This is a genomic window from Marinimicrobium sp. C2-29, from assembly GCF_038419845.1.
Taxonomy (GTDB): domain Bacteria; phylum Pseudomonadota; class Gammaproteobacteria; order Pseudomonadales; family Cellvibrionaceae; genus Marinimicrobium.
On sequence record NZ_JBCAQT010000006.1, the window covers coordinates 217,055 to 237,282 of the forward strand.

The window sequence follows — 20,228 nt, forward strand, 5'->3', positions numbered from 1 at the left end:
AAGAGAGCTCAAATGTCTGAATCCGATACCGCCACCGCGACCGCCACCGAACTGCCGCCATCGCTCGACCTGAGCCGGGTCCTGAGCCTGGACCGGTTTCGCCTGACAAAAGGGTGGGAAGCGCTGCAGGAGCGGATCAAGGCCGGCAAACCGGTGGAAAAAGATCAGGCCAAATGGCTACAGCAGTGGCAGCGTTCTCAAGAGCAATTTGCCCAGCGCGAACAGAAACTGCCAAGCTCCATTGCCTACCCCGACCTGCCCATCAGCGACAAGCGCGAAGAGATTGCCGAGCAGATCCGCGACAATCAGGTCGTGGTGCTCGCCGGTGAGACCGGTTCGGGCAAAACCACCCAGCTGCCCAAAATCTGCCTGGAGCTGGGCCGGGGCGTGAGCGGATTGATCGGCCACACCCAGCCGCGTCGGGTGGCGGCGCAGACGGTGGCAGGGCGGATCGCCGAGGAGCTCGACAGCCCCCTCGGGGGCCTGGTGGGCTCCCAGGTGCGCTTCAGCGACCAGACCAGCGACGACACCCTGGTCAAAGTGATGACCGACGGTATCCTGCTGGCCGAAATCCAGAACGACCGGTTTCTCAACCGTTACGATACCCTCATCATCGATGAGGCCCACGAGCGCAGCCTCAATATCGATTTTTTGCTGGGCTACCTGAAGCAGCTCCTGCCCAAACGCCCGGACCTGAAAGTCATCATCACCTCCGCCACCATCGACCTGGAGCGTTTCTCCCAACACTTCAACGATGCCCCGATCATCGAAGTGTCCGGGCGCACCTATCCGGTGGATGTCTGGTATCGGCCGCCGCTCGATAGCGACAGTGACAGCGACGATACCTATCAGCCAGTGCTGGACGCCATCGCCGAGATTGAAGAGCATGAGCGCGGTCTGGGCAAGGATAAAGGTGGGACCCCGCGCGGCGGCGATATACTGGTCTTTTTAAGTGGGGAACGGGAGATTCGGGAGGCCGCCCGCAGCATCCGCCAGGCCGGTTTCCGCCACCTGGAGGTGCTGCCGTTCTACGCCCGCCTGAGTATGGCCGAGCAGCAGAAAGTGTTCGCCCCCCATAAGGGCCGGCGTGTGGTGCTGGCCACCAATGTGGCGGAAACCTCCATCACCGTGCCCGGCATCCGCTATGTGATCGACCCGGGCTATGCCCGCCTGAGCCGCTACAGCTATCGTACCAAGGTCCAGCGCCTGCCCGTCGAGCCCATCTCCCAGGCCAGCGCCAACCAGCGCAAAGGGCGCTGCGGGCGTATTGCCGAAGGCATCTGCATCCGGCTCTACAGCGAGGAGGACTTTCTCGCCCGGCCCGAGTTTACCGATGCCGAAATCCTGCGCACCAACCTCGGCGCCGTGATCCTGCAGATGCTGCAGTTGCGCATGGGCGATATTCACAAGTTTCCCTTTATTGACCCGCCCGATGGGCGCCTGATCAATGACGGCTTCAAGCTGCTGGAGGAACTGCAGGCGGTCAATCCCAAAGGACGGCTGACGCCCACGGGCAAGCAACTGACCCGCCTGCCGCTGGATCCGCGCCTGGGGCGCATGTTGCTCGCGGGGCAGGAGCACGAAAGCCTGCGTGAGCTGCTGATCATCACCAGCGCTCTGTCGGTACAGGACCCGCGCGAGCGGCCGGCGGACAAACAGCAGGCGGCGGATCAGATGCATCGGCGCTTCTGGCACGAGCAGTCGGACTTTCTGGGTTTCGTCAAACTCTGGGACTATTTCGAGCAGCTGCGTCAGGACCTGTCGCAGAACCAGATGCGCAAGCAGTGCAAAAAAGAGTTTCTGAACTACCGGCGCTGGCGCGAGTGGCGCGACATTCACCATCAGTTGAAGCTGAGTCTGCGCGACCTGAAGCTCAAGGAAAACGCCGAGGCCGCCGAGTACGAGCCGGTGCATCGGGCGCTGGTAACCGGGCTGCTGGGGAATCTGGGTTTCAATATCGAGGATCGGGAATACCTGGGCGCGCGCAACCGCAAGTTCAATATTTTCCCCGGTTCGTCCCAGTTCAAGAAAACCCCCAAATGGATTGTCGCGGCCGAGTTGCTGGAGACCTCCAAACTCTACGCCCACACGGTGGCGAAGATCGATCCGCAGTGGGCCCTGTCGGCCGCCGGTCATCTGGTCAAACGGCATCATTTTGAGCCGCATTACGACCCCCGTAGCGGCCGGGTCAAAGCGTTTGAAAAAGTCACGCTCTACGGGCTGGTGTTGGTCGAGAAACAGCGGGTGGATTACACCGATCTCGATCCGGTGGCCTGCCGGGAGGTGTTCATCCGCTCGGCGCTGGTGGAGGGGCGCTACGCTCGCAAACAGGCGCGCGGCAAGCCCCCGGCGTTTTTCACCCACAATCAGAAACTGATTGCCGATCTGGATGAGCTGGAAGCCAAGAGCCGTCGGCGGGATATCCTCGCGGACGACCAGGCGCTGTACGAGTTTTACGATGAGCGTATCCCCGAGTCGGTGGTCAGCCGGGGAAGCTTTGAAAAATGGCGTCAGGAGGCCGAGAACGACAACCCGCGTCTGCTGTTTATCGGGCGCGAGCAGCTGATGCAGCGCGAGGCGGGTGAGGTGACCGAAGCGCAATTTCCGGATGAGCTGGAATGGCGCGGTACGGCCTTCCCGCTGAAATACCAGTTTGAGCCCGGCAGTGAGGATGATGGCGTCAACCTGAAGGTGCCGGTCAGCCTGCTGCACCAGGTACCGGAGAAGCGGCTGGAGTGGCTGGTGCCGGGCCTGCTGCGGGACAAATGCATCAACCTGATCAAGAGTCTGCCCAAACAGTGGCGCAAACACTTTGTGCCGGTACCCGATGTGGTCGACCGCGCCCTGGCCGGCATGACCCCCGACAATACCCCACTGACCGAGGCGCTGGCCCATCAGCTCAAGCGCCAGACCCTGGTGGAGGTGCCGGCCGAGGCCTGGGATGAGACCCGGATTGATGACTTCTACCGGATCAACATCCAGGTGCTGGATGAGCGCGGTCGCTGCATCGCCCGCGGGCGCGATCTCAGTGAGTTGCGCGACCGCTACCGGGAGCAGGCCCAGGAGAACATTCAATCCGCCGCCGTGGGGATTGAGCGCGATGGCATCACCCAGTGGGACTTCGGTGAGCTGCCCGAGCAGGTCCGGCTCAAGCGCGGGGGGATCGACATCCGGGCCTATCCGGCCCTGGAGGATCGGGGCGATTCGGTCTCACTGGTGGTGCTCGATGAAGCCGCCGACGCCGAGCATCAGACCCGCCGGGGACTGGCCCGGTTACTCTTGCTGGAAAACGCCCAGGCCACCAAGTATCTGCACAAGGAGCTGCTCAAACGCGATGAGCTGGCGCTCTCGGTCGCCGAGATGGGCAAGCGGGCAGCGGTGGTGGATGACATCCTGCTCGCGGCGGCGGCCCAGTGGATCGAAACCCTGCCGCGCACCGAGAGCGAGTTCAAGCCGCTCAACGCGCAGGTGCGCGAAGGGCTGGTGGCCAAGGCCCAGGATCTGGCGGCGGTGCTGGCGACCAGCTTCAAACAGCTGGTCGGGATCCGCAAGCAGCTGAAGCAGCTGCGCACCCAGTTACCCCTGGCGTTTACCCTCAGCGATATTCGCACCCAGCTCGATTACCTGTTCTTTTCGGGTATGGTCTACCAGACACCGGAAGAGTGGTTGCGCCAGTACCCACGCTACCTTCAGGCGTTGGAAATCCGTCTGGAAAAGGCGCCGCTGGACCCGCTCAAAGACCGGCGCCTGCTGGAGGAAATCGCGCCGCACTGGGAGCGTCTGCAGTCCTATCTGGACGAGCCGGGCACACCCACGCTGGCGCGCAGCGAGGTGTTGCGACACTATCGCTGGAGTCTGGAGGAATTCCGGGTCTCGCTGTTTGCGCAGACGCTCAAGACCCGGGTGCCGGTTTCCGACAAGCGGCTCAACCGGCAGTGGCAGGAGTTTCAGGCGAGCTGAGGGCGCTCATCATGAGGGACCGTCTTTGGGAAAGGTGTTGGATTTCAGCCAATAGCGGCTGACCTGCTGCAACAGGTCGGCAAAGCTCTCGAAGTCCACCGGCTTGCACAGATAGCTGTTGACCCCGAGCTGATACCCCCGAAGGATGTCGGACTGCTCGTCCGAGGTGGTCAGAATAACCACCGGGGTATACCGGTACTCGGGATCCTGGCGCAGCTGTTTGAGCACCTCAAAGCCGTTGACTCTGGGCAGGTCGATGTCCAGGATCACCAGATCCGGCTTGCGCTCCCTGGGCCGATCGGCATGCTGACCTCGGGCGAACAGGAAATCCAGCGCCTCCTCCCCGTTGGGGACCAGCTGAATATCGTAGTCACCGTCAATTTCACCAAAACCGAGTAAAGCCAGTTCCGCCTCATCCGGGTTGTCCTCGACCAACAAGATGGTTTCCCTGCTCACGGTCCGTGTTCCTCTCCCAAAGGGTGAAGTAAAAAATGGCCCCTTCTCCAGGGCGGGATTCCGCCCAGATTCGACCACCGTGTCTGTTGATAATACGCTGAACGGTCGCCAGTCCGATACCGACGCCGTCAAATTCCGAGTGACTATGCAGGCGGCTGAAGGGGGCAAACAACCGGTCGGCATACTGCATGTCAAAGCCATCCCCGTTATCGGCGAGGTAGTAGATGCGCTCCCCATCCTCCTCCTTGAATCCGAAGCGGATGACCGCGTGGTCACAATGCTCCGAATACTTCCAGGCGTTATCCAGCAGGTTACTCAGTAGCATATTGAACAAGTGCCGATCAACCGGTGCGCTGATGCCGTCGTTGATGACAAGCTCAACCTTCCGGTGCGGGTCGCGTTCGCGATACTCGGCGAAAATTCGCTGGACACTGGCGGATAAATCTACAATCTCGACATTGAGTTCTCCCTGAGTCGCCCGGGACAGTCGCAGGAAGCTGTCGATCATGTCGGCCATCTCCCGGGTGCCGGCGGCGATCCGGTCCAGGTAGTGTCGCCCTTTATCGTCCAGCTTGGTGTGATAGCTGTCGTTCAGGATGCGCCTGAAACCCTCGATGCGGCGCAGGGGCGCGCGCAGGTCATGGGACACCGAGTAGCAGAAACTGGCCAGCTCGCGGTTGGCGGCCTCCAGCTCCGCGGTGCGCTGCCGTACCCGCTGCTCCAGTACCGCGTTGAGATGCTTGACCTCCTCCTCGGCCTGACGGCGGGCAATAATGTCCTGTGCCAGGGCCTGGTTGACTTCCTGCATATGCTCATAGGCCTGACGCAGGTTCCGGCTCAGGGTGTTGAAGGCGTTGACCACATGATCCAGCTCATCAGGCTGCTCTGGAGGCGAGCGGTCCAACGTCAGGGGCGGCTGCGGTTGGCTGATTTCGAACCGGCTGACGCGCTCCGAGATTCGGGCCAGGTGCGCTGTGATCATCCGGTAGACAATGTAGAGGATAAACAGCGATACCAGAAAGGTTTTTACCCCCTGGCTCAGCAATATGACCACCACTTTCTCCTGTAACCGGGCGTAGACCTGCGACAGCGACGCCTGCACTGTGAGGGTCCCGATCTGGCGCGAGCCGGAAGACAGATGGTGGACAATCGGGTAGTGGCGGGTGATGACGTTATTGCCGCCGGTTTTGCCCCGGCTGATTCGAAGGGGGCTGGTGACATTCTCCGGACTCTCCTGCACCGTCACAGACTTGATGTCGGGCAGCTGCGCAATACCATCGAGTTGAAGCTGCAGCTGCTGGATGTCCAGATTCCACAGGCTCGCACTGATACTGCCCAGATAACTGCCTTCAATATCATCCATGCGCGTCTTGATCAGGCCGACGTCCCGCTGGTAGTCGGTGTACAGCTGGAAGGCGGTTGCCACCAGAGTGATCAGGGAGCTGAACAGGATGATCTGAAACAGCAGGCGCTGACCGATTCCCGGCGTTTTGAGCGCCCGCAGGGAGCGCAGTGGTGTCGGCAACTCGGGCATAGGAATTAAAAATGAAATTCGTCAGTGATCGCCTGCATTCGGCCATCGGATTTCATCGCTTCAATGGCGCGGTTGATGGCCGGCATCGCCTCCAGGTGTTCAGAGTTGCGTGAACATTGAAAAGTCAAAGGGACATCGGTCAATTTCAGGGGCGGGGCGAGTTGGTCACTGATACCGCTGAGCTCGGCCAAGTATAGCAGTGTGGGAATGGCACCGGCGATACCGTCGACCCGGTGTCGCTCAAGCTTGCGCAGCGCTATCAGGTAGTCGGTCTCGAACACACGCTCGAAATTTTCGTCCTGATCAAACTGCTCAGAAAGTGCCGACCCCCGCAGCAGCGAAATACGCTGGCCCTCCAGATCCCCGTATTCTTCGAGGGGTTTCTCTCGGTGGGAGATGACCCCGATATCGTGGTCCGCCACTTCGGCCCCCGGGATCACGATTGTGTTACTGCGTGGCACCAGGATGGTGCAGTCGTGATCACCGGATTCCAGTTCGCGATCGACCCTGGCAAAGGGCGTCAGGGTGGTGTGAATGCGAAACCCGGTGCGCTGCTCCAGCTCACGCACGATTTCCACAAAGGCGCCTTCGGGTTTGCCGGTTTCGGGGTTGATTGAAGCCCAGGGTGCGACATCGATGGTGATGAATGCCAGCTCCCGTGACTCCACCTCCGGCTCCTGGGCCTGCGCAACGGCCAGGGGCAGGGCGGTCATCAGCATCAGGGCTGCCGTGCGGAGCCCTCGTGTCAAACAAAAAAGTGGCGTTGTGTTCAAAAGTCTCCCCTTTAACTCTGTGTACTTACTGTTAAGTGCGGCCGGAAGTCGGTTTTCTGTAGCGTCAATAATCGGTGGTTTGTTCGTTAAGCGACAGAGAGCGTCGGTTAATTGACTAAAATCTGACCAGCTCTGACACCCGGCCCCTTGAGTCGAGTGTGTAGCGTCTTTGAATGCTAGCACAGGAGCGCCTTGCCTGGCGGTTGTTGCCAGAATCGTCATGTTTACTTGGACGACACAAGGATTCCAATCATCTCATTAAATCAGTCATTTAGGTTTTTGAATTGGCGGGTGGCCCCCTGAGGGCCTATCGGCGGGTAGCGGGAATTTCATTTCCGAGGCCTGCCAGGGACGCTTTTTTGCAGGACCTCTTTTGCCTGGGGGCGTGTGCCTCACAGGGCTTTCCTTTTGATCTGACTTTAATCGAGGTGTTTTATGAGCAATCGCATTCTGCTTGTTGTAGGTGATAAGTTTTCTTCTTATGTTCAAGGCAAAGACGCCATTACGCTGTCCAATCTGCGCGGTCTGTTGACGCTTTCAATCCCGCTGCTGCCCAACCAGGGAAAGACCGTTCTAGTTCCCGGTCAGGGGCTGAGTGACGCCAGTATCCAATCACTCCTGGAGGAGGCGGGCCGTTCGCCCAACCGGGGCTATTTTGATTTCAGCCTCTGGCACGATCTCCCCAGTCGGGCGCCGGCGTCGCTCACCCACAAACAGCGCCCCGAGAATACCCTGGTCTCCACGCCTCAACGCTTGAACGCGGAGTGTTTCTCCGTGCACCTGTTGATTGATGAACAGGGCGAGCTGATGCAGGACCATCAGACCGGCCAGCACGTGCAGGGGATGATCCTGATTGAGGCGGCCCGCCAGGGGATGTTGGCGGTGGTTGAGCAGTACTTCATGCCCGACAACGATATTGATTACGCCTTTGTGCTGAACGACATGTCGGTCAAGTACAACAATTTTGCCTTTCCTCTGGCCGCCAGGGTCGAGTGCCGGATTCTGGAGCAGAACATGGACAACCCGCGTCGGCTGACTTTTTTTACGGAGGCGGTGGTCAAGCAGTGCGGGATGGAGGTCTCGTTGATGACCTTCTCCTTCTCGGCGATGGACAGGACCCGTATCAGCAAACGCGAGTCGTCTTTGGCCCAGAAAGCGCAGAGAAACCACCTGGAGCACATTGAGGCGCAGTGGCAGGCACAGCATGAATCGGCTGAGGGAGGGGTCAGGCATGTTGACAGCATCTGATTCGGCCCGACTGATCCAGTCGCTATCCTTTTGGAAGTGTTTAAGGAGGTTCTTATGAATCCGACCACACAGCAACCGCTATCGACGACCTTGGGCTATGCCTTTTTCGATGTCGATGACACTCTGATATCGGTAAAAAGCATGCTCAGTTTCCAGAACTTCTGGTACGAGCAGACTGGTGACCTCGACGGTGAGTCCGTCTATCGTGAGGATCTGCGTCGCCACCTTCACCCAGGTGCCTCCTGGGAGCTTCTCAACCGTCTCTACTATCGCCACTTTGCCGGACGGGTGCCGGAGCAGGTGGCGGCTCTCGGGCGACAGTGGCTGCGGCGGGAGAAGCAAAACCGCGCGGCCTTCTATCACCCTCGACCGCTCGCCGAGCTGCGGGAGCATCAACGCTTGGGGAGGGAGATTGTATTTGTCTCCGGCTCCTTTCCGGCCCTGCTCAACCCCATTGCCGAAGAGCTCGGTGTCGAGCATGTGCTCGCCACCGAGTTGGAAGTCTGCAAAGGCCTTTACACGGGCGAGATCCATCCGCCCCAGACGATCGGTGAAGGGAAGGCCGAGGCGATCCGGTGCTTCCTGCAGGCACGCCAGGTAGCGCCAGCGCTGTGCTTCGCCTACGGCGACGATGTGTCGGATCGACCGATGCTCGAAGCGGTGGGTCAGCCGACCGTTGTCAGTGGGGGCCGGGAGTTGGAGCAATGGGCCCGCCGACAGGGCTGGCGGGTGATTTCACGAGGGTAATCCCGTGGCCGTTGAACAATAAATGAATCCTTTCCTTGCTCCCGTCTTCACGGGAGTTTTTTTATTGGCCCGGGTCGGCCGCATCCTCGGCTACCAGCTTCAGGTCCTGCTCCACGCTGAACCGCAACTGCTCCAGGGGGACCGGGCGGCTGAACAGGTAGCCCTGAGCCAGGTCACAGCCGTGCGCCCGCAGGAATTGTCGTTCGGTGTCGGATTCGATCCCCTCTCCCACGACCTCCATACCGAGACCGTGCCCCATGGTGATAATGGTGTCGATGAGCCGCGCCGTATTGGTATTGACGCCGATATTGGAGACAAAGCTCCGGTCAATCTTGAGCGTGTGAAAGGGGTAGTTCTGCAGATACCCCAGTGAAGAGTAGCCGGTGCCGAAGTCGTCAATCGAGAGCCGGACACCCAGGCGACAGAGCGCCTCGATGTTGGCATGAGTTTCCGAGGCGTCGTTGACCAGAACCCGCTCGGTGACTTCCAGTTCAAGCTGCTCGGGCGAGATGCCATTGGCGGCCAACTGCTCCTCGACCTGGGTACTGAAACCGGGGACCTGCAATTGATGAGGGGATATGTTCAGGGCCAGACGCAGCCGCCCCGAGCTGGCGGTCAACCAGGGGGCCGTTTCCCGGCAGGCTGTGCGCATGACCCAGGTATCGATGGCCTGAATCATGCCGATCTCTTCGGCCAGCCCGATAAACTGGCCGGGTGCCCAGAGGCTGCCGTCGGGCTGGCGCCAGCGCACCAGGGCTTCAAAGCCGGCCAACCGGCCATCAGCCAACGCGTAAATGGGCTGATAGTGCAACATCAGCTCATTGAGCTCGACCACGCGGCGCAGGCGCTCTTCCAGCTCCAGCCGCTCGATCAGTTGGCGGTTGATGTCCTCGGTAAAGAAGTGGTACTGATTGCGGCCCAGGTCTTTGGCCTTGTACATCGCCAGATCGGCGTTGCGCAGCACCAGGTGAGGGTTTTTGCCGTCATCGGGGTAAAAGGCAATGCCGACGCTGGCGGTCACACGGTAGTTCTTGCCGATGATGGTGAAGGGGCGCTCGAACTGCTGCACGATCTTTTCGGCGACCTGCTGGGCGTCGCGCGCGGTGTCAATTTTGGGCAGGATTACGACAAATTCGTCGCCCCCCATGCGAACCAGAGTGTCGCCTCCGCGAATGCAGCCCGTCAGGCGTCCCGCCGACTCCTTCAACAGATTGTCGCCAATGCTGTGGCCCAGACTGTCGTTGACGTTCTTGAAGTGATCCAGGTCGATGACCAGCAGCGCACATTTGTGGTGGTTGCGGTTGGCGCTTTCCAGGGCGACGTTGAGGCGGTCAAGCATCAGTACCCGATTGGCGAGCCCGGTCAACTGGTCGTAGTGCGCCTGGCGCAGCAGCTGCTCCTCATAGCTGCGGCGCACCGTCACGTCCTCCTTGATCACCACATAGTGGGTGATCTGGCCGTCGGCATCGGTCAGCGGCGATACGCTGACCTGTTCCCACAGCAGCTGCCCGTCGCGTTTGGCACTGCAGAACTCGCCACTCCACTCCCGTCCGCTGCTTACGGTGGACCAGAGTTCGGCCATGGCGCTGGCGCTCTCCTGATCCAGAAGCGTAAAGCCCAGATTGCGCCCGGAGGCCTCATTGAAGGTATAGCCGGTGAGCTGTTCAAACCGCGGGTTGACGTACTCGATGTTGCCCTGCGGGTCGGTGATGACCACGGAGACCGGGCTCTGCTCCACGGCACGAGACAGAACCCGTACCCGCTCCTCGGCTTTGCGCCGCTTGCGCCGGATTTCGGCCTCTCGCAGTTCGCGCTCGATGGCCGGGATCAATCGCGCCAGAGCGAACTTGTCCATGAAGTCGTGCGCGCCCTGCTTGAGCAGACTCACGGTCTGTTCGGCCTGAACCGCACCCGAGGTGATGATGAAGGGGATATCCTGCCCGCTGCGCTTGAGCGTCGCCAACGCCTCTTCGGCGCTGAAGCGCGGCAGCCGGTAATCGCAGATGATCAGATCCCAGGAGGATTCGAGCGCGGACTCCAGCTCGTCGCGGGTCTCGACCCGGTGGATTTCGGGCCGGAACCCGCCTCTGACCAGCTCGGCAGTCGTGAGCTCGGCGTCGGCTTCGGAGTCTTCGACAAATAGTACTTTCAGCGACGTTTCCATAATGATCCGTTGAGTGCGACGGAGGCTGGCTTTTAGCGTAAGTCAATCGGCACAGAGGCGCCCAGCCCGGGCGCCTCTGTGCTTATACTATTACTGTAGCGGTTTGTCCGGAAAAAAGCGAAGCTGTGTCCTGCCTGTCGCGTGTTACCGCGAAGGGGCGGATAAAACGCAAAAATTTTCATTTTGTCATGCACCTGTCACAAAAATGTCATCTTCTGCGGTTATTGTCACCAAAATTTCATTTTACTGACATGAAATGGACATAACCCGGGCGTCTTGCGATAGAATTGCGCCCGTTTACGGGTGCACAAGCGCCGAAACTTGCGTTGAAACAGAGGAATATTCCATGAAACGACTTTCCGTGCCATTGCTGGCTTTCGCGATATTTCCGCTCCAGAGTCTGGCCGACGTCCAGGTCTACGGCAAAGCGAATGTCTCACTCCAGCATGCCGATGAAACGGGAGACAGCAAAGTGGAGCTGGTAAGCAATGCGTCCCGCCTGGGCGTCAAGGGCTCCGAAGAGCTGGGCGAAGGGCTTGAGGCCATCTATCAGTTCGAGTACCAGACCTTTGTTGACGACGGCGAGGGTGGGGGCCAGACCTTTACCCAGCGCGACATCTATGTGGGCGTGCGCGGCGAGTTTGGCACCCTCATGGCCGGCAAGGCGAACACCCCCGTCAAATCGGCCCAGGGCAAGATCGACCTGTTCAATGATCTGGAAGGCGATATCAATTACCTGTTCGCGGGTGATGTGCGCGCCAACAATATCGTTCAGTACAAATCGCCCCGGGTGGCGGATTACTTCTCGGGCTCGGTCGCCTATATCGCCAGCGAAGTCGATGGTGTCGATGCCGGCATCTCGGCCGCCGGTCACTACCAGAGCGACGACCAGAACCTGTATCTGTCGGTGGGGCTGGATCAGGACGTCCAGCAGCCGGGCGCCGACCTGGTCCGCCTGGTGGCCCGCTACTCGCTGAACAACGTTCACATCGGGGCACTGGTGGAGAGCTACGACGACGGCGCGATTGATGAGGACGGTATGCTGATGTCTGTGCTCTGGGAGGCGAGCGAACTGTGGTCGTTCAAGGCGCAGGCCGGTAGCTCGGACGTCAATTTCGGAGGCGGCGAGCAGCTGAGTCTGGGAGCCGACTACAAGCTCAGTGACCGGGCCAAATTGTTCGGTTATTATACCAATGAGCGCAATGACTTTGGTTGCGGCGGTGAAGGCTGCGATGACCAGTACCTGGGTGCGGGTATCAGCCTGTCATTCTGAGGTAGCGTGGGTGACCCGACGGGGAGTCACGTCGACACCGGCCCGGGGCGCTCCCCCGGGCCGGTTGTCTATTGGCTCCCCTAACAAATTTTTACAGATTGGCGCAGGCGAGGCGGTTACACTGGTTCGTACTAAAGGGAGTGTTTCCTGCCGGTGCCCGGTTGGCGGTGGTGCCGCTCCGAGCCTGAAGGCCCCAATCCGATTGATGAACCGAGGTGTTTTCTGTGACCAGCCCCAGTGTGATCCGATTATGGACGACGGCTCCCGCTCTCTGTCTGCTGTTGATGTTGGCAGCTCCCGCCCTTTCGAATGATGATTTTGAAGACCCCTGGGAAGACTTCAACCGGCGTATCCACAACTTCAATACGGTGGCTGACCGCTTCGTGCTCAAGCCGGTGACCCAGGGCTACCGTTATGTCACCCCCGAGTTCATGCAGACCGGGGTGCGCAATCTCTTCAATAACGTGCTTGAGGTGCCCAGTGCGCTCAATGGCCTGCTTCAGGGCAAGCCGGGCGTTGCGGCGCATGATTCCGGCCGGTTTTTGATCAACTCTACCCTGGGTATCGGTGGCCTGTTCGATGTCGCCAAGCAGGTGGGGCTGGAGAACGGCGATCACGAGGACTTTGGCCAGACGTTGGCCGTCTGGGGTTTTGATCGGGGACCCTACCTGGTGCTTCCTTTTCTGGGGGCCAGCACGGTGCGTGACACCCTGGCGATGCCGGTCGACTGGGTGGCTGACCCGCTGTTTCAGGTCAAACACACCCGGACGCGCAACAGCATTCTGGCGCTGTACTACATCAATCAACGGTCTCAGTTGATGGAGTTGGAGAAGCACCTGACCGGCGATCATTACACCTTTATCCGCGATGCGTACCTGCAGCGCCGGGAGTACCTGATCAAGGATGGCGAGGTGGAAGACGAGTTTGGCACTGACATGGATATGTCGGAATACGGTGATTTCGGCGAAGACGAGGGTGGCGATCCCTTCTAGGGCTCCCGCCGGCCTGGGGTTCCCACCGGGGCCTCCAGTACACCCAAGCGCCCGTCACTGTATGATTTCCAGAATCTCCAGCCCTACCCGGTAGATATTGGCATCGGCGCGGGTGCGGATCACGCGCGCCTTGGCGCGGAGGGTGGGGTTCTGTCCATGTTCGGATGAAATGGCCACCTCAACCTCTGTGCCGGGCTCCAGACTGTGCTCGGTGGCCAATTGCATGCCGCCGCCGCTAAGCTCGTGGCAGAGGCCTTCAGCGGCAATTCCCTCGCCATTGATCTGGGCCCTGAGCGGCGTATCGATCTTCATCCTGATAAAATCCCGCTTTTCTTGCTTGGCGCGATCAACCGTCATGGTGTCTCTCTCCCGGTATTGTCTGGTTGTTGCAATGCCACCCTGATGTGCCAATCATAAAGGTCGGCAGGCGACACAATCTTAGCTTAAACTTAGTCTAAAATCCGTACTTTGAACAGCTTGCGCGTGTTTGGATAAGGGAGTAGTGTATTGCGCCTTATGCATCCTTCGACTTTCCCGGCGGCCGGACCCCAATTCAGATGACCGACGTAAGCAGAAAACTGCTGATCATCGACGACGACGCCCCGGTTCGCCAAAGTATCGTGGCCTATCTTGAAGACAGTGGCTTCGAGGTGCTGGAGGCGAGCGACGGCCCGTCCGGGCTGGAAATCTGCCGCGAACAGCGCCCGGAGCTGGTGATTACGGACTTGCGCATGCCCGGGCTTGATGGGCTGCAGGTGCTGAAGACCCTGCACGAACAATCCCCCGACCTGCCGGTCATCGTGATCTCCGGCGCCGGAGTGATGGGGGATGTGGTGTCGGCGCTGCGCCTCGGTGCCAGCGACTATCTGATCAAACCCCTGGTTGATATGGAAATGCTGGTCCACTCCGTCAGTCGGGCGCTTGAGCGTCGGGACCTGCTGCTACAGAACCAGCGCTATCGGGAGAAGCTGGAATACGCCAACCGGGGCTTGCGCGAGAACCTGCGGGTGCTTGAGCGTGACCAGCAGGCGGGACGTCAGGTCCAGCAACGCCTGCTACCGGCTCCACTGAGCACACCCCAGGGGTACCAGGCCTCGCATCACATTGCGCCCTCGCTGTACCTGAGTGGCGATTTTGTCGACTACGCCTATATTACGCAGCGCTATCTCGCTTTCTATCTGGCTGATGTGTCCGGTCACGGGGCCTCGTCGGCATTTGTGACCATCTGGTTGAAGCACCTGGTCAGTCGTATGGTGCGCGAGGAAGGGCTGTTCAGCGATGAGGCCTCGTTCGACCAGGGGGCGAACACCATGCTCCAGCAGATCAACGAGGAACTCAATGAAACCCGTCTCAATCACCATTTGACCTTCTTTGTGGGAGTGGTAGACACTCACACCAGAGAAATGCGTTATGTGGTGGCCGGACACTTGCCCATGCCGATTCTGGTGACGGATACCGGTGCCGAGTTTCTGCAGGGCAGCGGCAAACCGGTCGGGATTTTTGCGCATCCCGACTGGCAGGTATACAGTCGACAGCTACCGGAGCAGTTTTCGCTGGCCTGTTTTTCCGATGGGGTGCTGGAAATCCTGCCTCCCAGGGAGCTGCAGGACAAAGAAGCCTACCTGCTGGAGTTGGTGGGGCGCAATGCCACCAGTCTCGACAGTCTCTGTAATGCCCTGGGAGTAAAGGATGTGAGTGAAACGCCCGATGACATTGCCATCATGACCATTATCAAGAGGTAATCACGCATGCGGCCCGGTCAGATACTGGTAGCGGATCACGACGGTGTCTACGTCATCAAAATGCTCGGTGATGTTCGGCTGACACTGTGCATTTCCTTTGATCAATTCATCGACACGATGTTCAGCCGAGACGACTTCTCGGAAGTCATGTTTGACCTGTCCGAGGCCGAGGCCATTGACAGTACGACACTGGGATTGATGGCCAAAATAGCACTGCAGGGACGCGAACAGCGGGGCATCACTCCGGTGGTTTATTCCACCAATGAGAGTATCAACCGCTTGCTTCAGACCATGGGTTTCCATGAAATTTTCACCATCGTCAAAGATCTGGAGCCGCCGCTTGAGCCCGCTCAGCCGCTTCCCGCCGATACCTCCGAGGAGTATCAGGTCAAGGAAAAGGTCCTGGAAGCTCACAAGATCCTGATGGGACTCAATAAGGAGAATCGCGAAACCTTTCGCAATCTGGTAAAAATGCTCGAGGAGCGCTAAGAGCCCCTCCATTCATCCAGCGCGAGCGCCGGTTGCTACCGGCCCAGTCATTCGTGAACCCCATGGACATACCCGGTTACAAAATAGTCGACACTCTCGGAGAAGGCGGTATGGCCACGGTGTATCTGGCCATACAGGAAAGCTTTGAGCGGGAGGTGGCGCTCAAGGTTCTCGACCCCCGCATTTCCCGCGATTCCACGTTCAGTGAGCGCTTTCTCACCGAAGCGCGCATTGTCAGCCGCCTGATGCACCCCAACATTGTTACGGTCTACGACGTTGGCACGCACAACGGATTGCACTTTCTGTCCATGGAGTATGTCCCCGGACGGGACCTCAAACACCGGCGGTTTGAGCTGAGCCTGAGCGACAACCTGCGAGCGGTGAAAGACGTGGCCCGCGCCCTGGATTACGCCGCGCGCAAAGGTTGCGTGCACCGCGACGTGAAGCCCGACAATATCATGTTGCACGCGGAGGACGGTCGGGCCGTGTTGATGGACTTCGGTATTGCCCGCATCGCCGATATCGCCTCCAGTATGACCCAGACGGGTACGGCCGTGGGCACCCCTCACTACATGAGCCCGGAGCAGGCCCGGGGGGCCACCGTTGATGGGCGCTCGGACCTTTACAGTCTGGGTGTCGTCACCTTTCTCCTGCTGACGGGCTATCTTCCCTACGACTCCGACTCGGCCGTCTCCGTGGGCGTGATGCACATTTCCGATACCATCCCACGCCTGCCTCCGCACCTGAGCGACTTTCAGGGGTTGATTGACCGTGCTCTGGCCAAAAACCCCGACGATCGCTTTCAGAGTGGTGCTGAATTTATTGCGGCGATCGACGCGTTCAGCGAGCCGCAACTGGCCGAGATTGAGCAGGCGGGCGAGCGCTCCCTGATCGATGAGATCAGTGGCGAGACCCCGACCAAATACCACCCACCCGAGGCCTGGTCAGCCTATAGCGATGTCATGGGGGACAATCCCGACGATGCCCTGGGTGAGATCTCGGAGTTGCGGAGTGCTCAAGAGTTGCGCAATGCGCAAGAGGCCAGCGAGCCGGAGTCCCTGTTTGCCGAGCGGGATGAGGACCTGGGTGATCCTCTGGAAGCGCCTCCGCAACGTCGCTCCTGGGGCGTGGCTCTGCTGCTGGCGGTGGCGGTAGGTGGCGCGGCTTTTTACTATCAGGCGCCCCTGCTGGAGCAGTGGGGAACCATGAGTGAGCGGCTGACCGGTTTTGTGGCCTCCCCCGAGGAGGCACCCGGGCCCGAGAGGAACGATGGGGCAACGTTCAGAGGTGGTGGTGAGCCCGAGTCCACACCGGCGACTATAGCGGCCGATGCCGGTCTTGCCGGGGGCGAACCGGCTCCGCCGGCGACCGGTTTCGATCCGGCATTGGCCGCTCCGCTGCCCCTGAAGGAGCCCGACAGCGACCCCTCCGGGGCCGGGGCAATGCCCGAGTTTCCCCTGGTGGCTGAGGACCTGTTTGAACCGCCGTCTGCGCAAAGTGAATCTCCGGTGGAGCCAGCGACCGAAATTCCGGCGGAACCGGAAGGCGAGAGTACTGGTGAGCGTGAGAGCACTCCGGAGCCTGAAGAAGCAGCGCCTTCGGTTCAGGAGCAGACGGCTGAGCTGCAGGAGGTCAATCAGCTGGCGGCGCGCATAGAGCGCCTGCTGCAGCAGGGCGAACTGGAGGCCGCCGATGAGCTGTTGCGACCGGCAAGGGAGCGGTTTCCCGGCAGTCCGATGCTTCTGGCGCTGGCGGTGCAACACAGCGAGCTGGAAGATCTTGCGCAAAACCCGGTGATAGAGCGGTTGCGCGTCAGTCATGAGCCCCCGGTCTCACTCGACAGTCCCCAGGAGGCCAGCCTGGATGGGGGACGGGTGCTGTACGCCGGCTTCCGGTTCCGCAACTTTGCTCAGACCAGTACGGTGATTCAGGCAATTCTTCACGATGGTTCCCGGCAAGTACAGATTGCGCAGGTACCGGTCATTGTGCAGGAGGAGGCCGGGGAAAACTTTTTCCGGATTGAGCGTGCCGTATCCGGTTTTGCCGAGGGTAGCTATGCGCTTGACCTGATGATGGCCGGTGAGCGACTGGGATCGGTCTCTTTTCAGATTAAATAGCCCGACCGGGGCAGTGCGGGTGTAAGATACGGGTCGGCAGTAGTCAACCAATGAAGGAGTGCCCATGCGAAACATGTCCATTGTGCTTATAGTGCTGGTGGGGCTCGCCGGTTGCGTGGCCCAGCCCGATATCAAAGAGCTGCGCGACGACAATCAGGAGCTGGAGCGACGCCTCTCGCAGGCCAGCGACGAAATATCGGAGCTTCGGGTCAGTGAACAGCGTCTGCTGGACCAGCTGGACGAGCGCGAGCGGCTGATCGGTGTGCTGGAGACGGAAAAGTCCTCCCGCACCCAGGATGCCTCTGAGCTGCGCTCCTCAATTCGCGCTTTTATCGAGTCCCAGATCGACAGCTACCAGTCGTTTCTGCTCCAGGCCGATCTGTTGGACTATATCGGGGGCGAACTGGTCGAGCGCGCTAACGGCGTGGAAGAGTCCCGCACCCTGGTGGATCTGGACAATCCCATACCCGACGCCGGAACCCTGACCGGGGTGGCAGCCCACTTTCTGGAAACCTCGAGCTTCAAGGTCAAGGTGTTGCGACCGGTCGATGACCAGTGGGTCGTGATCTGGGAGAGTATGGAGCTCACTGTCGAGGAAACCGGGCGTCAGCGTATCAGCTTCCCGGTCAGTGTGGGGGTGGAGCGGGGCGATGTGATCGCCTACTGGTTCAGCGGGCCCGTGCCCATCAGTTACGACCTGGGCACCGGGGACACCCGCTATCTGCGCGAGGACCTGGCGGTGGGCTCAACGCTTGAGACCCGCCATCTGTCCGGTGCAGAAGAGGGCCGCGCCTACTCCGTGGGCGTCGTCGGCCTGCTCAACTGATTGTCTTTCGGGCGGCGCTCAGGCGCCTCCCATCTGGGTCTGCAGGTAATTCTGGATGCCTACCTTGTCGATCAGTGACAGTTGGGTTTCCAGCCAATCCACATGCTCTTCTTCGGATTCCAGGATGGTCTGCAGCAGGTCTCGGCTGCCGAAGTCGCGCACGGATTCACAGTAAACAATGCCGTCGCGCAGATCGGGAATGCCCTGCAACTCGAGCTTGAGGTCTGAGGCCAGCATTTCCTGGGTGTTCTCTCCGATCAACAACTTCCCCAGATCCTGCAGGTTGGGCAGCCCCTCCAGAAACAGAATCCGCTCAATCAGCATGTCGGCATGCTTCATTTCGTCGATGGATTCTTCATATTCGTGATCCGCAAGCGCTTTGAGCCCCCAATCCTTGTACATGCGGGCATGCAGAAAATACTGGTTAATGGCTACCAGCTCATTACCCAGGGCCTTGTTGAGGATTTCAATAACTTTGGCGTCGCCTTTCATAGAGTGCTCCACTGACTGACTCGGTGAGGATATAAGTCCTAGTGTGGGTCGCTCCGGGCGGGGTGTCAAGCGGTTCGGGTAAGCTAAGTATTTGATGCAGAAGGGAAAATAAATGCTTTTGCGTCTGATTTTCAATCAGCACGGAGCCGTCAAGGGGCTCCGTGAGTGCGGATGATCAGGCGACGGCGTAATAGAGGGGCATGGTCTCGACCGGCTCGCGCTGTTGCAGGGTCTCATCAATGATCTCACGTGTCAGGCAGGTGCACTTGCCGCATTGAGTGGCAACACCCAGTGCCTTGCGCAACCGACCGACTGACGTCGCGCCCTGATAGACCGCGTCTTTGATTTGATGATCGGTAATACCCTTACAGACACAAACGTACATGGGCATGGCTCCAACTTGACCTGACTTACTGTGGATCTTAATGGTAATGAGAATATGTGTCAATAAATTTTGAGAATAATTGCTATTCGTGTCGCTATGGATGAAAATTGAGCGATAGTGTTGAGCTATATAGCCTGTTTCTGTCAGGTTCATTTATAAAATCAATAGGAGGGCCGGGGCTCTATCTGTATCATAGGGCCTCGCTATTAACGACTGAGAGGTTTCGCGGCTTTCACCTGGCCGGGAGGGACCTTTTGGCTGAACTTTTTCATTTAACCCCAAAGTCCACTAATCAGGAGATTGTATATGGGCGTATTAGTAGGTAAACCCGCACCCGATTTTACTTCCGCTGCCGTTCTGGGCAACGGTGAGATCGTTGATGAATTCAACCTTCAGTCCGCGATCAAGGGCAAGAAAGCGGTGCTGTTTTTCTACCCGCTGGACTTCACCTTTGTCTGCCCGTCAGAGCTGATTGCGTTTGATCATCGCGTCGATGAGTTCAAAAAGCGCAATGTGGAAGTAATTGGCGTCTCAATCGACTCCCAGTTCACCCATAATGCCTGGCGCAACACCCCCGTTGACCAGGGCGGCATTGGTCAGGTTCGCTACACCCTGGCAGCCGACGTCAAGCACGAAATCTGCCGTGCCTACGATGTTGAGTCCGAGGGTGGTGTGGCCTTCCGTGGTTCTTTCCTGATCGACGAAGACGGCCTGGTCCGTCACCAGATCGTCAACGACCTGCCGCTGGGCCGCAACGTTGACGAGATGCTGCGCATGGTCGACGCTCTGGCGTTTCACCAGGAGCACGGTGAAGTGTGCCCCGCCGGTTGGCAGCAGGGCGACAAGGGTATGGACGCTTCCCCCGAGGGTGTGGCCAAGTACCTGGGCGAGAACAGCGGCAAGCTGTAAACCCTCGCTTTTGCGACGATCCGGAAACCCGGCTGCACTGCAGCCGGGTTTTTTATGCGTGCGCCAGGCATGGCGCGTAGCGCCTTGACTGGCGCTGTTCCGGTACACGTGGTGGTGGCCG

At 59.4% G+C, this 20,228-nt stretch carries 17 protein-coding genes; 10 read left to right on the plus strand and 7 right to left on the minus strand.

Annotation, left to right across the window (positions count from 1 at the left end; all coding sequences use genetic code 11):
- Positions 1 to 12 precede the first annotated feature (12 nt).
- Complete coding sequence (gene hrpA / locus AAE484_RS08160; RefSeq protein WP_341937870.1) at positions 13 to 3,960, plus strand: ATP-dependent RNA helicase HrpA; 3,948 nt, start codon at positions 13 to 15, stop codon at positions 3,958 to 3,960.
- A 9-nt stretch (positions 3,961 to 3,969) separates the two neighbouring features.
- Here hrpA and AAE484_RS08165 read toward each other — a convergent pair whose 3' ends face one another.
- From AAE484_RS08165 to AAE484_RS08175, 3 genes are read right to left on the minus strand one after another with little or no spacing between them, the layout of a single operon-like run.
- Positions 3,970 to 4,416 carry a response regulator gene (locus tag AAE484_RS08165; protein ID WP_341937871.1) on the minus strand — a complete coding sequence of 149 codons (447 nt, stop codon included), beginning with the start codon at positions 4,414 to 4,416 and terminating at the stop codon, positions 3,970 to 3,972.
- Positions 4,373 to 5,950: an ATP-binding protein gene (locus tag AAE484_RS08170; RefSeq protein ID WP_341937872.1), complete on the minus strand. Its 1,578-nt coding sequence runs from the start codon at positions 5,948 to 5,950 to the stop codon at positions 4,373 to 4,375. The genes AAE484_RS08165 and AAE484_RS08170 overlap by 44 nt, the downstream gene beginning before the upstream one ends.
- 5 nt (positions 5,951 to 5,955) lie before the next feature.
- Positions 5,956 to 6,669: a substrate-binding periplasmic protein gene (locus AAE484_RS08175; protein WP_341937873.1), complete on the minus strand. Its 714-nt coding sequence runs from the start codon at positions 6,667 to 6,669 to the stop codon at positions 5,956 to 5,958.
- Between the two features lie 489 nt (positions 6,670 to 7,158).
- Here AAE484_RS08175 and AAE484_RS08180 point away from each other — a divergent pair, with 489 nt between their 5' ends.
- Complete coding sequence (locus AAE484_RS08180; RefSeq protein WP_341937874.1) at positions 7,159 to 7,971, plus strand: AfsA-related hotdog domain-containing protein; 813 nt, start codon at positions 7,159 to 7,161, stop codon at positions 7,969 to 7,971.
- 54 nt (positions 7,972 to 8,025) lie between these two features.
- A complete protein-coding gene (locus AAE484_RS08185) occupies positions 8,026 to 8,718 on the plus strand; it encodes an HAD family hydrolase (protein ID WP_341937875.1) in 693 nt (230 codons plus the stop codon).
- Positions 8,719 to 8,779: 61 nt separating this feature from the next.
- On the opposite strand, the gene AAE484_RS08190 is transcribed toward AAE484_RS08185, so the two are convergent.
- Entirely contained in the window at positions 8,780 to 10,882 is a 2,103-nt protein-coding gene (locus tag AAE484_RS08190; protein WP_341937876.1) for a putative bifunctional diguanylate cyclase/phosphodiesterase, read from the minus strand.
- A 346-nt stretch (positions 10,883 to 11,228) separates the two neighbouring features.
- On the opposite strand from AAE484_RS08190, the gene AAE484_RS08195 reads away from it, so the two are divergent.
- Both AAE484_RS08195 and AAE484_RS08200 read left to right on the plus strand, forming a co-directional pair.
- Positions 11,229 to 12,155, plus strand: coding sequence for a porin (locus AAE484_RS08195; RefSeq protein ID WP_341937877.1), 927 nt, complete (start codon positions 11,229 to 11,231; stop codon positions 12,153 to 12,155).
- A gap of 224 nt (positions 12,156 to 12,379) precedes the next feature.
- Positions 12,380 to 13,147, plus strand: coding sequence for an MlaA family lipoprotein (locus AAE484_RS08200; protein ID WP_341937878.1), 768 nt, complete (start codon positions 12,380 to 12,382; stop codon positions 13,145 to 13,147).
- 54 nt (positions 13,148 to 13,201) lie between these two features.
- Here the strand turns inward: AAE484_RS08200 and AAE484_RS08205 are convergent, their stop codons facing one another.
- A complete protein-coding gene (locus AAE484_RS08205; RefSeq protein WP_341937879.1) occupies positions 13,202 to 13,504 on the minus strand; it encodes a PilZ domain-containing protein in 303 nt (100 codons plus the stop codon).
- Between the two features lie 200 nt (positions 13,505 to 13,704).
- Between AAE484_RS08205 and AAE484_RS08210 the strand changes: the two genes are divergently transcribed.
- The 4 genes from AAE484_RS08210 to AAE484_RS08225 all read left to right on the plus strand — a co-directional run bounded on the left by AAE484_RS08210 (position 13,705) and on the right by AAE484_RS08225 (position 18,321).
- On the plus strand, positions 13,705 to 14,889 hold the full coding sequence (locus tag AAE484_RS08210; RefSeq protein WP_341937880.1) for a response regulator: 1,185 nt from the start codon (positions 13,705 to 13,707) through the stop codon (positions 14,887 to 14,889).
- Positions 14,890 to 14,895: 6 nt separating this feature from the next.
- Positions 14,896 to 15,378 (plus strand): STAS domain-containing protein, encoded by a 483-nt coding sequence (locus tag AAE484_RS08215; RefSeq protein ID WP_341937881.1) that lies wholly within the window; start codon positions 14,896 to 14,898, stop codon positions 15,376 to 15,378.
- 62 nt (positions 15,379 to 15,440) lie between these two features.
- Complete coding sequence (locus AAE484_RS08220; RefSeq protein WP_341937882.1) at positions 15,441 to 17,495, plus strand: protein kinase domain-containing protein; 2,055 nt, start codon at positions 15,441 to 15,443, stop codon at positions 17,493 to 17,495.
- Between the two features lie 64 nt (positions 17,496 to 17,559).
- Positions 17,560 to 18,321 (plus strand): hypothetical protein, encoded by a 762-nt coding sequence (locus AAE484_RS08225; RefSeq protein WP_341937883.1) that lies wholly within the window; start codon positions 17,560 to 17,562, stop codon positions 18,319 to 18,321.
- A gap of 18 nt (positions 18,322 to 18,339) precedes the next feature.
- Here AAE484_RS08225 and bfr read toward each other — a convergent pair whose 3' ends face one another.
- Positions 18,340 to 18,813 (minus strand): bacterioferritin, encoded by a 474-nt coding sequence (gene bfr, locus AAE484_RS08230; protein ID WP_341937884.1) that lies wholly within the window; start codon positions 18,811 to 18,813, stop codon positions 18,340 to 18,342.
- Positions 18,814 to 18,988: 175 nt separating this feature from the next.
- Positions 18,989 to 19,204 carry a bacterioferritin-associated ferredoxin gene (locus AAE484_RS08235; protein WP_445928840.1) on the minus strand — a complete coding sequence of 72 codons (216 nt, stop codon included), beginning with the start codon at positions 19,202 to 19,204 and terminating at the stop codon, positions 18,989 to 18,991.
- A gap of 300 nt (positions 19,205 to 19,504) precedes the next feature.
- On the opposite strand from AAE484_RS08235, the gene AAE484_RS08240 reads away from it, so the two are divergent.
- The gene (locus tag AAE484_RS08240) at positions 19,505 to 20,107 is read left to right on the plus strand and encodes a peroxiredoxin (protein ID WP_341937885.1); all 603 of its coding nucleotides are present in this window, start codon (positions 19,505 to 19,507) and stop codon (positions 20,105 to 20,107) included.
- Positions 20,108 to 20,228 lie beyond the last annotated feature (121 nt).

What these genes read in the sequence shown, in the direction of transcription:
- hrpA (WP_341937870.1), top strand. Translation starts at nt 13, where the DNA reads ATGTCTGAATCCGATACCGCCACCGCGACCGCCACCGAACTGCCGCCA.
- AAE484_RS08170 (WP_341937872.1), bottom strand. Translation starts at nt 5,950, where the DNA reads ATGCCCGAGTTGCCGACACCACTGCGCTCCCTGCGGGCGCTCAAAACG.
- AAE484_RS08175 (WP_341937873.1), bottom strand. Translation starts at nt 6,669, where the DNA reads ATGCTGATGACCGCCCTGCCCCTGGCCGTTGCGCAGGCCCAGGAGCCG.
- AAE484_RS08180 (WP_341937874.1), top strand. Translation starts at nt 7,159, where the DNA reads ATGAGCAATCGCATTCTGCTTGTTGTAGGTGATAAGTTTTCTTCTTAT.
- AAE484_RS08185 (WP_341937875.1), top strand. Translation starts at nt 8,026, where the DNA reads ATGAATCCGACCACACAGCAACCGCTATCGACGACCTTGGGCTATGCC.
- AAE484_RS08190 (WP_341937876.1), bottom strand. Translation starts at nt 10,882, where the DNA reads ATGGAAACGTCGCTGAAAGTACTATTTGTCGAAGACTCCGAAGCCGAC.
- AAE484_RS08195 (WP_341937877.1), top strand. Translation starts at nt 11,229, where the DNA reads ATGAAACGACTTTCCGTGCCATTGCTGGCTTTCGCGATATTTCCGCTC.
- AAE484_RS08205 (WP_341937879.1), bottom strand. Translation starts at nt 13,504, where the DNA reads ATGACGGTTGATCGCGCCAAGCAAGAAAAGCGGGATTTTATCAGGATG.
- AAE484_RS08210 (WP_341937880.1), top strand. Translation starts at nt 13,705, where the DNA reads ATGACCGACGTAAGCAGAAAACTGCTGATCATCGACGACGACGCCCCG.
- AAE484_RS08215 (WP_341937881.1), top strand. Translation starts at nt 14,896, where the DNA reads ATGCGGCCCGGTCAGATACTGGTAGCGGATCACGACGGTGTCTACGTC.
- AAE484_RS08220 (WP_341937882.1), top strand. Translation starts at nt 15,441, where the DNA reads ATGGACATACCCGGTTACAAAATAGTCGACACTCTCGGAGAAGGCGGT.
- AAE484_RS08225 (WP_341937883.1), top strand. Translation starts at nt 17,560, where the DNA reads ATGCGAAACATGTCCATTGTGCTTATAGTGCTGGTGGGGCTCGCCGGT.
- bfr (WP_341937884.1), bottom strand. Translation starts at nt 18,813, where the DNA reads ATGAAAGGCGACGCCAAAGTTATTGAAATCCTCAACAAGGCCCTGGGT.
- AAE484_RS08235 (WP_445928840.1), bottom strand. Translation starts at nt 19,204, where the DNA reads ATGCCCATGTACGTTTGTGTCTGTAAGGGTATTACCGATCATCAAATC.
- AAE484_RS08240 (WP_341937885.1), top strand. Translation starts at nt 19,505, where the DNA reads ATGGGCGTATTAGTAGGTAAACCCGCACCCGATTTTACTTCCGCTGCC.